Genomic DNA, 14,485 nt, shown 5'->3' with positions numbered 1-14,485 from the left:
GGCAGGAAAAATTTATATTTTTTCAATTGTCTACTTGACGGGAAGCAGTTCAATCCCGCTGACAGCCACTACTTTTATCTGTATTTGGAATAGGTGGACGGGTTTCACCGACTGAGAAAAAACCACCGCATAGTGTATTCTGTGGCTTGTGAATACCTTGCGGTGGTTGGTGGTTAATGGTTAGTGATTATTTGCTTTTTCTAATAATTCCTTTATGCGGGCATTTTCCTTTTCAAGTACAAAATGAAACTTGTTGATTTTGTATTGTAAAGGAGCAGACTGAGATGGATAAAAATGGAGTAAGAGGGTAATATATCTGTCAGTCGCATAACTGTGAATTATAAAAATGTGACTAATCCTATAAAATTAAAATATACTTTTATAGGAGATGTTTCGCATGCAAAATACGAATGAGTATGTTACTGATTTAGGTCATCTTCATTTGCGGATTGAAGAAATATTGGATGAGCGTGGAATTAGTAAAAATAAACTATGTAAAGATATGGATATACCACGCACAAACTTCAATAGGTATTGCCAAGACAAGCAAACCCGATGGGATTTGAAATTTCTATGTAAATTGTGCTTGTATTTGAATGTGGATTTAGGAGAATTGACAGAGTACATACCGCCGAGTCCGGCGAGCAAATGAATATGAATAAGCAGTAAAAGAGTAAAGAGGAACATGTCAGGAACATGAATCCTCTTTTTCTTTTGTATAGAGGGTCTGTGTTCTGTGGGATGAAGGATAGGAGGGAGAAGAACACAGATGGGGAGAACCAGTACCAAAAAAATGCTTCTATTGATGTTGCTTAGAATATTATGGAAGCATGCCGATGAGGAACACATACGACGTCCGGACCCATAGATTATAGAAAAGTGCGTGATTATCACGGAGAACCGTAATAAGTATCACGGAACAATTAGTCTGTTGAAAATAGAATTGTCATTGTATAATGCAAATGTGGTCACAGAAAGGATGTGAGTGCTTTCCGAATGGAACAAAGCATAGTCCGAAAAAAACTTTTGGAATATTTAGAAGAAACAAAGATGTCGAAATATAAATTTGCACAAAGAAGTGGGATTTCTCTTAGTACAATTTATGACATCATAAGAAAAGAAGATTATGATATCCGTGAAAGTAATATCATTAAGATATGCCATGGAATGCAGATAGAGCCTTTTGACCTGTTTCAAACAAGCGAGGAAATCCTTGTATTGGAAAAAGATGAGGAGATTCAAGCAATTCTTGAAGCAAGATCACTCCCGGAAGAGTACCGGGAAATAATGCTTGAATATTTGCATAGCTTGAAGCGGATTGCAGAAAGAAGCAAATGATGAAAATAGCAATTAAGAGAAAAATACATAATGTATGAGGTAGCATATAAACAATTGTTTTGCTGCCTCTTTTTCTTTGAGGAATTTGCACAAGATATTCCGATAAACCGATACAAGTACCACGGAACATTTAGTCTACCATTTTTCAAAACCCGATTTTATAATTTAGATGTGTCCACAGAATTGGTGGATACATACAACTGAATATGATGATTTCATCAGACATGAGGAACAGTTACGCATTGCGCCGTGCCGCAGATGCGCCAGGATCGGTAAGGATAGGATTGATGGGATGAGAATGTGTTTTCAACTTTGAACGTCCACCTGATGTGAGATGCCGGGAGCGATAACATCCATGCAAAATAGGAATTGTGGTGATTCCGTGGTTGCGACTGTTCTGTGATAATGATACTCCCCGTAAGGGTCCAAGAGAAGAGGGTGCAAGTCCCGAGTGGGTTACTAACCATAACCACTGATGATTTCAACTGGAGATTTTGTTTCAATTAGCCTTGACAAACAACGCAATGCGTGGTAATCTGTAGTTATAGAAACACACATTGTAAAAAGGGGGCGTAAATGGAAACAATGGAATTATTAAAGAAAGCAAGAAAACAAGCAGGCATGACGCAGAAAGAATTTTCCGAATATTTTGGGATTCCTTGTCGAACAATAGAAGATTGGGAGCGTGGTGCACGACATATGGCTAATTATCTTCTTCGATTAATGATATATCGTTTAGAAGTGGAAGGACTGGTAAATGGACTCTTGTGTGAAGTGCCTGATTAATGGTGGAGGTGAAACCATGTCATCAAAAGTAGAAAAATTGGATGTTCCTATTTGGCAAAGATATACCATGACTATTGATGAGGCGGCAGCATATTTTCATATTGGACGCGCGAGGCTTCGGGCGCTTGTATCAGAAGATCCATATGCACCGTATATATTGATGGTTGGGAATCGTGTTCAGATAAAGCGAAAATTATTTGAAGAATATTTGGATTCTGCAAATGCGGTTTAGTTAAAGTAGTATATAAATGTAGAAAAATAAAACTTTTGCAGAAGTAAAGAAATGTGTTATCATGTTTATATCATATTAGGGCTTGACTTTCTTTAATGAAAAGAAAGGAAAGCATATATGAAAACAAATAGAAGAGACAAAAAGAACAGAAAACTTCACAATGGAGAGATACAGTTGGCGGATGGCAGATACCGTTATAAATATGTGGATGAGTTAGGTAAATCCAGATATGTGTATTCTACTCGATTAGTGCCAAATGACCCTGCAGTAAATGGAAAAAAAGATGAATCGTTGCGTGAGAAAATTGCGCGAATCATGAAGGATAAGCAGGATAGACTGGCAATAAGTCGTGGAGATATGACAGTATTAGCTTTGGTGGAATTATATATTTCGCAAAAAATCGGTGTTAAACCAAGTACACGGCTGGGATACAAAACGGTGGTCAATTTCTTGAAAAAAGATGATTTTGGCAAGCGAAAAATATCGTCGGTACGAACATCAGATGCACGAGCATGGTTAATCAATTTGCAGAAAAATGGAAGAGGATATAGTTCCATACATTCCATTCGAGGCGTGTTACGACCGGCATTTCAATTGGCTTATGAGGATGACTTTATAAGAAAGAATCCTTTTGACTTTGAATTGGCTAGTGTGATTGTTAATGATAGTGTTATGAGACAGGCAATTACCAGAAAGCAGGAAAGGTTATTTCTTGACTTTATTCGCTCCGATGTACACTATAATAGAGTGTATGAGGGTGTATATATACTGTTTAACACGGGATTGCGAATCTCTGAATTTGTTGGGCTTACAATTTCGGATATAGATTTTGACAATATGGTGATAAATGTAGATCATCAATTGGTTCGGGTGTATAACGAAAAGAAAGCATATATTATTCAGAAGACAAAAACAACAGCCGGTGTGCGAAAAGTTCCCATGACAGAGCAAGTGGCGGAGTGCTTTCGGACGATTATTAAAAATCGTAGAAAAGTAAAGAAGGAACCTGTGGTCGATGGGTATAGTGGTTTCCTTTACTTAGACCAGAATGACATGCCGATGGTGGCATTGCATTGGGAAAAGTATTTTCAATTTATCAGAGAGAAGTACAATAAGCTGTATAAGGAACCATTGCCAACGATAACTCCTCATGTGTGCAGACATACTTTTTGTACCAAGATGGCAAAAGCAGGTATGAATCCTGCCAAGCTAAAGTATATTATGGGACATAGTTCTATGGAAATTACTTTTGATACATACACACATCTGCAGGTAGATGATGTGAAAGAAGAAATGTATGTAATGATGCAAAAAGAAAATGAATTGATGCACCAGGAAGAAATTGTGGAGCAGTTAGCAAGTGAAGAAGAAATGGAGATGTTCAACTTCTAGTTAGCCTGTCGAAAAGGCAAGGTGCAAAACGTTCAAATTTACACCTTTTTTTACACCTTTTGAGTGTGAAAATATGAGAAAATAAGGTGTATTTTGATAAAAAATGAAAAAAAGAATATGGATACAGAAAACACCGATGTGCTTAGAATTTTGAGGTGTTGAAAGGTATCGAAAGGATATAGAAAGTTATGATTCGAGTATTATTCATCTGCCACGGCAACATCTGCCGCAGCACCATGGCGCAATTTGTTTTCCAAGACATGGTAAACAAGCGTGGTCTTTCCGACCAATTTACAATTGATTCCAAAGCGACGAGCACAGAGGAGTTAGGCAACCCGCCGCACCGCGGAACCGTGCGCAAACTAAGTCAGGTAGGAGTGCCGGTTCTGCCACATAGAGCGAGCCAGTTAAGCCGCAGCGATTACGACAAATTTGACTACATCATTGGCATGGATACCTGGAATATGAAGAATATAAACCGGATTTTAGGCGGTGACCAGGAGGGGAAAGTCAGTAAACTTTTAGCGTGGAGCGGAGATGGAAGAGATATTGCAGACCCGTGGTATACCGGCAATTTTGACGAGACGTATGATGATGTTTTAGAGGGATGCGAAGCATTTCTTACTTTCCTTTTGGAGAATGGTCTGTTATACTAGACAAGATAAGATAATAAAATGTATCAAAAAGAGCAGTGATTGATTCATTGGAAAGGAAGGATGACATGAAAGTACTGATGGTAAATGGAAGTCCTCATAAAGAAGGCTGCACATATACGGCGCTGAAAGAAGTGGCAGGCGCGTTAGAGAAATATGGCATTGAATCGGAAATTTTCTGGGTTGGTAATGGAGAAATTGCCGGTTGTATCGGATGCGGAGCCTGTGCGAAGACGGGAGAAGGATGTTTCCGCGAGGACGTTGTAAATGAATTTGTTGCGAAGGCCGGAGAGGCGGACGGATATATATTTGGTTCGCCGGTACACTATGCTGCGGCAAGTGGAGCATTGACATCATTTATGGACCGTGCGTTTTACAGCGGTGGCAGTAAAATGACCGGAAAACCGGCAGCGGCTGTAGTAAGCTGTCGTCGTGGAGGAGCGTCGGCGGCATTCGACCAGATTAATAAGTATTTTACCATTAACTGTATGCCGGTTGTTGGTTCCCAGTATTGGAATCAGGTGCATGGGGGCAAGGCAGAAGAAGTGAAGCAGGACGAAGAGGGAATGCAGACGATGCGGACGCTCGGAAACAATATGGCATGGCTTCTTTCATGCATTGAAGCAGGAAAAGAGAAGGGCATTACATTCCCGGAGAGAGAACCGGTAATCCGTACAAACTATATTCGCTAATAATGCGTGGGGTTACACAAGAAAAAATTAGGAGGGCCACACATGAATATTTGGCATGATATCAGCAAGGAGCGGATTTCTTCGACCGATTTCATTGCGACAATTGAGATATCGAAAGGAAGCAAGAAAAAATACGAATTAGACAAAGAAACGGGATTGATTATTTTGGACCGTATTCTTTACACTTCGACCCATTATCCGGCGAACTATGGATTTATCCCGAGAACGCTCGGCGATGACAAGGACCCACTTGACGTGCTTGTGATTTGCTCGGAGGAAATTGAGCCGATGTCGCTGGTTCGCTGTTACCCGATTGGCGTTATGTACATGCGTGACAATGGGGATATGGATGAGAAAATTATTGCGATTCCGTACAACGACCCAACATACAATTACTACACCGACATTGAGCAGCTGCCGGAGCACATCTTTGAAGAGATTCAGCACTTCTTCTCGGTATACAAAGATTTAGAGAATAAGGAAACAGACGTCAAGGACTTTGGTGGTCCGTCAGAAGCAATTGCGGTTATTGAAAAATGTATTGCCAACTATGAGAAAAAATACGACGATAAAAAGTAATGAAACAATGAAATGGCTTATCATGCGGTAAACAGTACGCATATGAAAAATCCCTGTCAATTTCGGGTGAGATTTTCACCCGAAATGACAGGGATTTTTTTGAATCATTAACAATTAACTTTCCTGCAAATAAAGAGCGTTTGCAGCAATTACTTTTTTCATGGCTTCCTCGCCCGGAGCACCGATGGTGTTACGTTTTTCTACGCATGTTTTCATCGAAATTGCTTCGTAGATATCCTCTTCAAAAACAGGAGAAATCTTTTTATACTCTTCCAATGGAAGGTCGTCGAGTGGAATTTTCTTCTCGATACAAAGCAGTACTAACTGTCCGATGATGCCGTGTGCGTCGCGGAAAGGAACACCGTGGTTGACTAAGTAGTCAGCGGCATCGGTTGCGTTTGTGAAACCATGTTTTGCGCTGTCTTCCATAATCTCTTTATTAAATTTCATTGTATCAATCATGCCGGTAAACAGTGCCAGACATCCCTTTACGGTGTCAATGGCATCAAAGGTAAATTCCTTGTCTTCCTGCATATCTTTGTTGTAAGCAAGCGGAATTCCCTTCATTGTTGTCAGCATTGAAATCAAAGCACCGTATACACGACCGGTTTTTCCGCGGACAAGTTCGGCGATGTCCGGGTTCTTTTTCTGTGGCATGATACTCGAGCCTGTGGAATAAGAATCATCAATTTCAACAAAACGATATTCGTTTGAGTTCCACAGAATGATTTCTTCGCAGAAACGGCTCATATGCATCATAATCGTCGAGAGAGCACTGAGCAGTTCAATGAGGTAATCACGGTCGGAAACCGAATCCATACTGTTAAAAGTAGGGCCGTCAAACTTCAAAAGAGAAGCGGTGTACTCGCGGTCCAAAGGATAGGTTGTTCCGGCGAGAGCACCGGCACCGAGTGGACAGTAATTCATACGGTCATAGATGTCGCGCAGGCGACTTCGGTCGCGGCGGAACATTTCAAAATAAGCCCCGAAATGGTGAGCAAGTGTCACCGGCTGAGCTTTCTGCAAATGGGTAAAGCCCGGCATAAAAGTATCAATATTTTCTGACATGATCCGGTGAATTACCACCATCAATTCTTTGAGCAAATCATTGATTTCAACGATTTCATCTCTTGTATATAATTTCATATCCAGAGCAACCTGGTCGTTTCGGCTGCGTCCGGTGTGAAGTTTTTTGCCGGGATCTCCGATGCGTTCAATCAGGTTTGCCTCTACGAAACTGTGAATGTCCTCGTGTTCCGCAGTGATTTCTAAAGCACCGCTCTCTAAATCATTCAGGATTCCCTGCAGGCCATCGACAATGGCATCTTTTTCAGAAGTAGTTAAAATCCCCTGTTTTTCTAACATTGTTACATGTGCAATACTTCCTAAAATATCCTGTTTGTAAAATTTCTGGTCATAGGAAATGGAAGCGTTAAAATTGTGTACTAACTGATTGGTCTCTTTGGTGAATCGTCCTCCCCAGAGTTTCATAAATATCCTCCATTCTTAAGCCTGATAAGCAGGCGGTTATTTAATGTTACATCCAACAGATGTTCTCCCACAGCATCATAAACATACTATCATTTACAAAGAAAATTAGCAATAGAAAATTGACCGATTGGAGACGGCGTGGTAAAATGAATATCAATGCCGTTGGAAATAGAAACGAAACGGGAAATTAGTTTAAGGGGGATATGGCAGATTGAAAAAAATAATAAAGACAATTGGCTGGACGCTGCTTGCCCTCCTTGTCTGTTACGGCTTGGAAGTGTTGTTTCGTGCCTTGTTTGGACTTGCGTTACATAAAGGGATGACAAAGCAGGAACAAATTCAAGTGCAGATTATGGCAAATTTTATTTTGAAATTGGTTGTATTATTTGTATTTGGCTTCTGGTATGCCGTGCGGGAGAATAAATGGCATTACAGACCGGATTACCGCCCATTATTTACGGTAAAGCGTATCGCCGGTTTGACGGCGATTGGGTTGTTTGGACAGTATGCGATTGGCATCACTGTTGGATTCCTGCGGTATCTTCTGCCAAACATATTTGCTTCCTATGACAATGTGAGTGAGATTTTAAGCCTGAAAAACGGTTCTCCGTTTGCTGTGCTGCTTCTTGTTGTTGCCGTGGGACCGATTGCGGAGGAACTACTGTTTCGCGGCGTGATTTATGGTGGACTTAGAACTTGTTTTCCGGTTGATGTGTCAGCGCTTGTTTCGGCACTGATTTTTGGTATATACCATAAAAATATTGTTCAGGGATTGTATGCGGCTGCCTTTGGTATTATTTTGGCGTACATCTTTGAAAAAACACAGAGTATCTGGGGAAGCACCCTTATGCATATGGCATTTAATTTAAGTTCTTATCTAATCAGTGGAATCGGTCAGTGGTTAGCTTACCGGCAAATTCGGATTGCTTCCATCTGGTATGTGATTTTTTATGTACTTTGCATTGTGGTTGTGGCGGCAAGCATTTATTCGCTGCGCCGGCTGCCGAACCGATATGATGAAATTAGAAAAAGAAATGGAGATGTGGAAGGATGAGAACCTTTGCAAAATCAGATAAATTACATGGAGTATGTTACGATGTGAGAGGCCCTGTTCTGGATGCGGCAAATGAGATGAAACGCCAGGGCACGGAGATTCTCCAATTAAATATAGGAAACCCGGCGCCGTTTGGCTTTCAGGCACCTTCGTGGATTTTGGACGCCATTCGCGATGCATTGGATGACCCGATGAGTCAGGGGTATAGCGAGTCCAATGGTATTGTTGAGGCACGTGAGGCGATTTTAGATTATCACCGGTCAAAGGGGCTGCCGAATTTGGAGATGAACCACATTTACATCGGAAACGGGGTCAGTGAAATGATTTCCCTTGCGATGCAGGGCTTGTTAAATGATGGTGATGAAATTTTGATTCCGGCACCGGATTACCCATTGTGGACAGCTGCGGCAAAATTGGCGGGAGGAACGCCGGTTCATTATATCTGTGATGAGAAATCCAACTGGTATCCGGATATTGCGGATATGGAGAAAAAAATCAATTCCAGAACAAAGGGAATTGTCATTATTAACCCGAATAACCCGACAGGTGCTTTGTATCCAAAAGAAGTGTTAGAGCAGATTGTAGAGCTGGCAAGACGCCATGAATTGATTTTATTTGCGGATGAGATTTATGACAGACTTGTTTTTGATGGCAAAACGCATACATCGATTGCATCTTTGGCACCGGATTTGTTTGTAGTAACGTTTAACGGACTTTCCAAATCAGACCGCATTGCGGGATTTCGCAGCGGCTGGATGGTGCTTAGCGGAGACTTGTCAAAGGGCAAAGGCTACATAGAAGGAATTAACATGCTTTCGTCCATGCGTTTGTGTGCCAACGTGTTAGCACAGCACGTGGTGGCACCGGCACTGAAAAACAGACCGGATGTTGACCCGCTTTTATTACCGGGGGGCAGATTATATGAGCAGCGAAAATGCATCTGTGAGGCGATTGATGGTGTGGATGGCTTGTCCGTTGTTCATCCGGAAGCGGCCTTTTATATCTTCCCACGCATTGATGCAAAGCGTTTTGGAATTCAAAATGATGAGCAGTTTGTGTTAGACTTTCTGCGTGAAAAACATGTGCTTTTGGTACATGGCGGTGGATTTAACTGGGCAAATCCGGATCATTTCCGTATTGTCTATCTGCCGGAGGTGTCCGTTCTTACAGAATCTATGAAGAAGATGGATGAATTTTTGGAAAAATACCGCTAGGCTTGTCTTGCTTTTTAAAACAGTTTTCGGTATAATGAAATTAAGTTTGGAGATTTTTGCGAAAGGAGAAATAAGATGTCGGCGATGTATGTTCAGGATATTACAAATCGAACCAATCAGGCAGCAAGTGTATCGCTGTCCGCTTCGCATACAAAGACATCCATTACTCCGTTTCAGAAAGTGTTAGAAAAGGAAAATGCGTTGTATGCTGCGGCTTCTGAGGAAAACACAGAAAGTGCGTCGCTGAAAAAGACGACAGCAAAGACGACAGAAAAAACATCGTCAGCATCAAAGACAAACAAAACGTCGAATGATACTTCCGAGAGTACAGGAAGCACGACGTTAAAAGGTATCTTTGAGCGGGCGGCAGAAAAATATGATATTTCCTATGATTTCTTAGTTGCCGTGGCAAAGGCAGAATCAGATTTTAACACAAAGTGTGTTTCCTCTGCCGGAGCACAGGGAATTATGCAGGTGATGCCGGAAGAACAGAAGGGGTTAGGAATCAAAGATCCGTTTGATGCCGAGCAGAATATTATGGGAGCGGCAAAACTTCTGAAAGCGCATTTGAAGAAATTTAACGGTGATTACACATTGGCGGCAGCGGCATATAACGCCGGCAGCGGTGCGGTGAAAAAGTACGGCGGTGTGCCACCGTATAAAGAGACGACAAATTACGTGAAAAAGATAAAGAAATTTATGCAGGAAGGCGTTACTGTTCCGAACCGCAAGGTTTCGACTACTTCCGATGCATATGAGGGAAGTGGTGCTTCTACTGGTGTAGAAGAGAAGAAAACAACGTCTCAATCGACTGATACGACTGCAGTAAAAGCGACGGCTTCAGATTTTGAAAAAGTTACCGTAGCAGTTGGAACCGGCGATAATGCGGTTACAATGACATATGGTGCTTATTTGAAATATTTAGAAATGGGGAGCACCGGCGTCGGTTGATGCGGCACTCCCTCATACAAGTTCAAGAAAGAAGATTTTGCATGGCAGTCTGATAGAGGATATCACTTTTCGACTGCCAGTTTTCGCATACTTTGATAGCATCTGTTTCCGTAGCAACGTCCAAAGACAGCTGCATGAGAACATGATTGCCGTCGCGCAGTGTACAGGTGGCGAGATAGGTGCCATCGTTTGTCGCATGGTAGTCACTCACTAAAGATGTATCATCAATGATTTCAAATTTGTGTTCTTCTAAGTAATGATTGATTTCGTCCCGAATTTCTCTTGATAAAGGAGCACCAAACAACTCTAATGTTTCGGCACCCGCTTCGGTCAGCGTGTAGTACGTTAAATGATAGGTGCTGTCCTCTTTGATTAAATCCGCTTCTAACAATTCCCCAAAGGCATTTTGTAAATTAAAATAATTTGTGTAGCCGCGGTCTGTGATGTAATCGGAAATCACGCCGGGCGGCAGTGGAGAATCTACTTTACTTAGTGTATATAAAATAATTAGTTTATAAATGGTAATTGAGCCATTTGGCATAGCAAATCCCTCCTTATTTCCCGTGATAGAATTTTCCCTGAAAAATATGTTCCTGCTTCATTTTTTTTTGAAGGGAGTTTAAAACCATTCGCTTGTTGGCACTCCACAGAGGAGCAATTAATAAGTCCTTTGGTCCGTCACCGGTCACACGGTGTATCACCATATCCGGTGGAAGAATCGAAAGTGCTTCGGCAATGTAGTCTAAATACTCATCCGGAGTCAGTGTCCGGAACATTTTACTTTCATAATCCAACGCTAAGTCGGTTCCTTTCAGTACATGCAAAAGCTGGAGTTTAATACCGTCACTTCCTATATCAGCAACATATCTTACCGTATCGAGAAAGTTTTCTTTTGTTTCACCGGGCAGACCGGCAATCACGTGAGTTACAACATTCACACCGATATTTTGCAGGTTTTTTACTGCTGTTTCGTATACGGAGTTTGGATAACCCCGCCGGATGTAGCGGATGGTGTCCGGATGAATGGTTTGTAAACCGAGTTCAACGGTCACCGGCATTTTTCTACAGCAGTCGGCTAACAGCGAGAGAACATCGTCTCCTAAACAGTCCGGTCTCGTTGCAATTGCAAGCGTGACAACGGATTCATGTGTCATTGCTTCTTCCCAAGCCGCCCGCAAAGTTTCAACCGGTGCGTATGTAGCGGTGAAAGATTGGAAGTAAGCGGTAAAATGATGCCCTGCGTTTTTGTAACGGGAAACACGGGCAATGGCTTCTTCGATCTGTTCGGTAATGCTTCCTTTGGTGGCGGCAAAATCACCGGAACCGCTGCCACTGCAAAAACAACAGCCTCTTGTACCAAGCGTGCCATCGCGGTTTGGGCAGGTGGTTCCACCAGCCAGAGAAATTTTATATACTTTTTCACCAAAACGTTTTTTGTTCTCGTAATCCAGAGAGTGGTACGGTTTATCGCCCCATTTTTCCATGATTAATCAGCAATATGTGCTTTTACGGCAGCACTTACAACATCTGCAACGCGTGGATCAAAAGCTTCCGGCATAATGTTATCTTCATTTAACTCATCTTCCGGTACTAAAGATGCGATAGCAAGAGCGGCTGCTAATTTCATTTCTTCGGTAATCTGTGTGGCACGTCCCTCTAGGGCACCTTTGAAAATACCGGGGAAAGCTACTACATTGTTGACCTGATTTGGGAAATCGGAACGTCCGGTTCCAACCACTTTTGCACCGGCCTTTTTTGCAAGGTCAGGCATGATTTCCGGTACCGGATTTGCCATGGCAAACAAAATGCCGTCGCGGTTCATTGAGGTAACCATTTCCTCTGTTACGATTCCCGGAGCGGAAACGCCTACGAAAATGTCAGCGCCGACAAAGGCATCGGCAAGACTTCCCTCTTTGCCGGATAAATTGGTAACTTCCATCATTTCTTTCTGCATCCAGTTTAAGTCCTTACTGTTTTTACTTAAAATACCGGATTTATCGCAGAGTGTTACATCCTTAAATCCATAGCGGAGTAAAAGTTTTGTGATAGCGATTCCTGCGGAACCGGCACCGCTTACAATGACTTTACAGTCTTCTTTTTCTTTGTTCACTACTTTTAATGCATTGATGATTCCCGAGAGAACTACGATAGCTGTTCCGTGCTGGTCGTCGTGGAAAACCGGGATGTCAAGTAATTCTTTTAAGCGCGTTTCGATTTCGAAACAACGTGGTGCGGAAATATCTTCCAAGTTAATGCCGCCAAAAGCAGGGGCAATATTGACTACGGTTTTGATAATTTCTTCGGTATCCTGTGTATCTAAACAGATTGGGAAAGCATTGACCCCGCCAAATTCTTTGAATAAAACAGCTTTTCCTTCCATAACCGGCATAGCGGCTTCTGCGCCGATGTTACCGAGGCCCAAAACGGCACTCCCGTCGGAAACAACGGCAACCGTATTTGACTTGATGGTATAGCGGTAAGCTTCTTCCTTATTCGCTGCAATTACTTTACATGGTTCTGCAACACCCGGTGTGTAGGCAATGGCAAGATCTTCTCTTGATTTTACCTCACACTTTGGTGTGGTTGTAATTTTTCCATTCCATTCTTCATGCAGCTTTAACGCTTTTTCACTCTGTGTCATAATATCCTCCATTCTATCTTGTACAAATCCAATAAACATATAACAATAATCATATCATTTTTCAAGGGCAAACACAATAAGTTTCTCTTGTACTTTTTATGGAAAATGGTACAATGAGGATAGGATGGCGCCATGGCGCTAAGGAAAGGAGAAAAAAGGATGACTTACGAAGAAGCAAAGCAGAAATTAATGCCTGTTGGTCAGGAACATTTATTACAATATTTTGAGGAATTGGGAGAAGAGGAGAAAAAGTCACTGTTGAAACAGATTGAAGATTTGGATTTGTCGCTTCTTAATTTGATTGAGGGCGGTGTAAAAGAGATACCAAAAGGAAAATTGGAGCCACTTGGCGCTGTGACATTAGAGGAGATTGCGGCAAAGAGAGAGCATTATGAAGAAATCGGACTTCAGGCAATTTATGACTGCAAAGTGGGTGCGGTTCTTTTGGCAGGCGGACAGGGAACAAGACTTGGTCTGGATAAGCCAAAAGGAATGTTAAATGTTGGCGTGACAAAAGAATTATATCTGTTTGAACAGTTAATACATAATTTGATGCAGGTGAAAGAAAAAGCGAATGCATGGATTCCGTTATTTATCATGACAAGTGAAAAGAACAATGACGATACGACACAGTTCTTCAAAGAACACGATTATTTTGGTTATAACAAAGATTATGTATTCTTTTTTGTTCAGGAAATGGCACCGTCGGTAAGCTATGACGGAAAGATTTATATGGAAGGTAAAGCAAAACTTTCAACTTCACCAAATGGAAATGGCGGCTGGTTCTCTTCCTTGGCAAAAGCAGGTCTTTTGGATAAAATCGATGAACTTGGCGTGGAATGGCTGAACGTATTTTCTGTGGATAATGTACTTCAGAAGATGGCTGACCCGGTATTCGTTGGTGCAACGATTGAGGCAGGCTGTGTGTGCGGATCAAAGGTAGTGGCAAAGGCAGACCCAAATGAAAAAGTAGGAGTTCTCTGTTTAGAGGATGGAAAACCATCGATTGTAGAGTATTATGAAATGACTGATGAAATGATTCATTCCAAAGATGAAAATGGACGACTGTTATACAACTATGGTGTTATTTTGAACTATCTGTTTAATGTAAAAACGCTGACAAAGATTATGAATGAATATATGCCGACTCATGTAGTGGAGAAAAAGATTCCATATATGGCAGAAGATGGGCAGATGATGAAGCCGGAGGAGCCAAACGGTTACAAATTTGAACTTCTTGTTCTGGATATGATTCGAATGATGGACAATTGTTTATCTTTTGAGGTTGAGAGAGAACGCGAATTTGCACCGATTAAAAACAGAACCGGTGTTGATTCTTTAGATACGGCGAGAGATTTGATGAAAAAAAATAAAATTGAATTTTAAAAAGCGTGCAATTTAGCCCAAACACTACTTGACGAACCTTTTCTTATTCGTTATAATAAGGTTTCAGAATTATCGT

The 14,485-nt window shown here is 41.6% G+C and carries 16 protein-coding genes; 12 read left to right on the top strand and 4 right to left on the bottom strand.

Features of this window, described 5'->3' with window-relative positions:
* Positions 1-397 precede the first annotated feature (397 nt).
* The 8 genes from DW019_RS06675 to DW019_RS06640 all read left to right on the top strand — a co-directional run bounded on the left by DW019_RS06675 (position 398) and on the right by DW019_RS06640 (position 5,672).
* On the top strand, positions 398-652 hold the full coding sequence (locus tag DW019_RS06675) for a helix-turn-helix transcriptional regulator (RefSeq protein WP_118442903.1): 255 nt from the start codon (positions 398-400) through the stop codon (positions 650-652).
* A gap of 344 nt (positions 653-996) precedes the next feature.
* Positions 997-1,338 carry a helix-turn-helix transcriptional regulator gene (locus DW019_RS06670; RefSeq protein ID WP_118442902.1) on the top strand — a complete coding sequence of 114 codons (342 nt, stop codon included), beginning with the start codon at positions 997-999 and terminating at the stop codon, positions 1,336-1,338.
* Positions 1,339-1,914: 576 nt separating this feature from the next.
* Positions 1,915-2,124 carry a helix-turn-helix transcriptional regulator gene (locus DW019_RS06665; protein WP_118442901.1) on the top strand — a complete coding sequence of 70 codons (210 nt, stop codon included), beginning with the start codon at positions 1,915-1,917 and terminating at the stop codon, positions 2,122-2,124.
* Between the two features lie 16 nt (positions 2,125-2,140).
* Positions 2,141-2,356, top strand: a complete 216-nt coding sequence (locus tag DW019_RS06660; protein WP_118442900.1) for an excisionase — start codon at positions 2,141-2,143, stop codon at positions 2,354-2,356.
* Positions 2,357-2,473: 117 nt separating this feature from the next.
* Positions 2,474-3,748, top strand: coding sequence for a site-specific integrase (locus DW019_RS06655; RefSeq protein ID WP_118442899.1), 1,275 nt, complete (start codon positions 2,474-2,476; stop codon positions 3,746-3,748).
* 188 nt (positions 3,749-3,936) lie between these two features.
* Positions 3,937-4,404, top strand: a complete 468-nt coding sequence (locus tag DW019_RS06650; RefSeq protein WP_117479808.1) for a low molecular weight protein-tyrosine-phosphatase — start codon at positions 3,937-3,939, stop codon at positions 4,402-4,404.
* Positions 4,405-4,469: 65 nt separating this feature from the next.
* Complete coding sequence (locus DW019_RS06645; RefSeq protein WP_118442898.1) at positions 4,470-5,093, top strand: flavodoxin family protein; 624 nt, start codon at positions 4,470-4,472, stop codon at positions 5,091-5,093.
* Between the two features lie 42 nt (positions 5,094-5,135).
* Complete coding sequence (locus tag DW019_RS06640; RefSeq protein ID WP_117479806.1) at positions 5,136-5,672, top strand: inorganic diphosphatase; 537 nt, start codon at positions 5,136-5,138, stop codon at positions 5,670-5,672.
* A 114-nt stretch (positions 5,673-5,786) separates the two neighbouring features.
* On the opposite strand, the gene argH is transcribed toward DW019_RS06640, so the two are convergent.
* On the bottom strand, positions 5,787-7,163 hold the full coding sequence (gene argH, locus DW019_RS06635) for an argininosuccinate lyase (protein ID WP_117479804.1): 1,377 nt from the start codon (positions 7,161-7,163) through the stop codon (positions 5,787-5,789).
* Positions 7,164-7,374: 211 nt separating this feature from the next.
* On the opposite strand from argH, the gene DW019_RS06630 reads away from it, so the two are divergent.
* The 3 genes from DW019_RS06630 (at position 7,375) to DW019_RS06620 (ending at position 10,382) form a co-directional block, all read left to right on the top strand.
* Complete coding sequence (locus DW019_RS06630) at positions 7,375-8,217, top strand: type II CAAX endopeptidase family protein (protein ID WP_118442897.1); 843 nt, start codon at positions 7,375-7,377, stop codon at positions 8,215-8,217.
* Positions 8,214-9,431, top strand: a complete 1,218-nt coding sequence (locus DW019_RS06625) for a pyridoxal phosphate-dependent aminotransferase (protein WP_022376316.1) — start codon at positions 8,214-8,216, stop codon at positions 9,429-9,431. Before DW019_RS06630 ends, DW019_RS06625 begins: the two co-directional genes overlap by 4 nt.
* Before the next feature lie 75 nt (positions 9,432-9,506).
* Positions 9,507-10,382 carry a lytic transglycosylase domain-containing protein gene (locus DW019_RS06620; protein WP_243024111.1) on the top strand — a complete coding sequence of 292 codons (876 nt, stop codon included), beginning with the start codon at positions 9,507-9,509 and terminating at the stop codon, positions 10,380-10,382.
* Between the two features lie 22 nt (positions 10,383-10,404).
* Here the strand turns inward: DW019_RS06620 and DW019_RS06615 are convergent, their stop codons facing one another.
* Genes DW019_RS06615 through DW019_RS06605 form a run of 3 tightly spaced genes read right to left on the bottom strand, consistent with a single transcriptional unit; the run spans position 10,405 to position 13,023 of the window.
* A complete protein-coding gene (locus DW019_RS06615) occupies positions 10,405-10,923 on the bottom strand; it encodes a DUF4364 family protein (protein WP_117479800.1) in 519 nt (172 codons plus the stop codon).
* Between the two features lie 13 nt (positions 10,924-10,936).
* Positions 10,937-11,866, bottom strand: coding sequence for a TIGR01212 family radical SAM protein (locus DW019_RS06610; RefSeq protein WP_118442896.1), 930 nt, complete (start codon positions 11,864-11,866; stop codon positions 10,937-10,939).
* A gap of 2 nt (positions 11,867-11,868) precedes the next feature.
* Positions 11,869-13,023: an NADP-dependent malic enzyme gene (locus tag DW019_RS06605; RefSeq protein ID WP_118442895.1), complete on the bottom strand. Its 1,155-nt coding sequence runs from the start codon at positions 13,021-13,023 to the stop codon at positions 11,869-11,871.
* Between the two features lie 159 nt (positions 13,024-13,182).
* Between DW019_RS06605 and DW019_RS06600 the strand changes: the two genes are divergently transcribed.
* On the top strand, positions 13,183-14,409 hold the full coding sequence (locus DW019_RS06600) for a UTP--glucose-1-phosphate uridylyltransferase (protein WP_022376311.1): 1,227 nt from the start codon (positions 13,183-13,185) through the stop codon (positions 14,407-14,409).
* Positions 14,410-14,485: the final 76 nt, after the last annotated feature.

This window comes from Clostridium sp. AF37-5 (genome assembly GCF_003477605.1).
Taxonomy (GTDB): Bacteria; Bacillota; Clostridia; order Lachnospirales; family Lachnospiraceae; genus Eubacterium_F.
The sequence above is the reverse complement of the archived record's forward strand: the minus strand, read 5'-3'. Positions and strand labels throughout refer to the sequence as shown.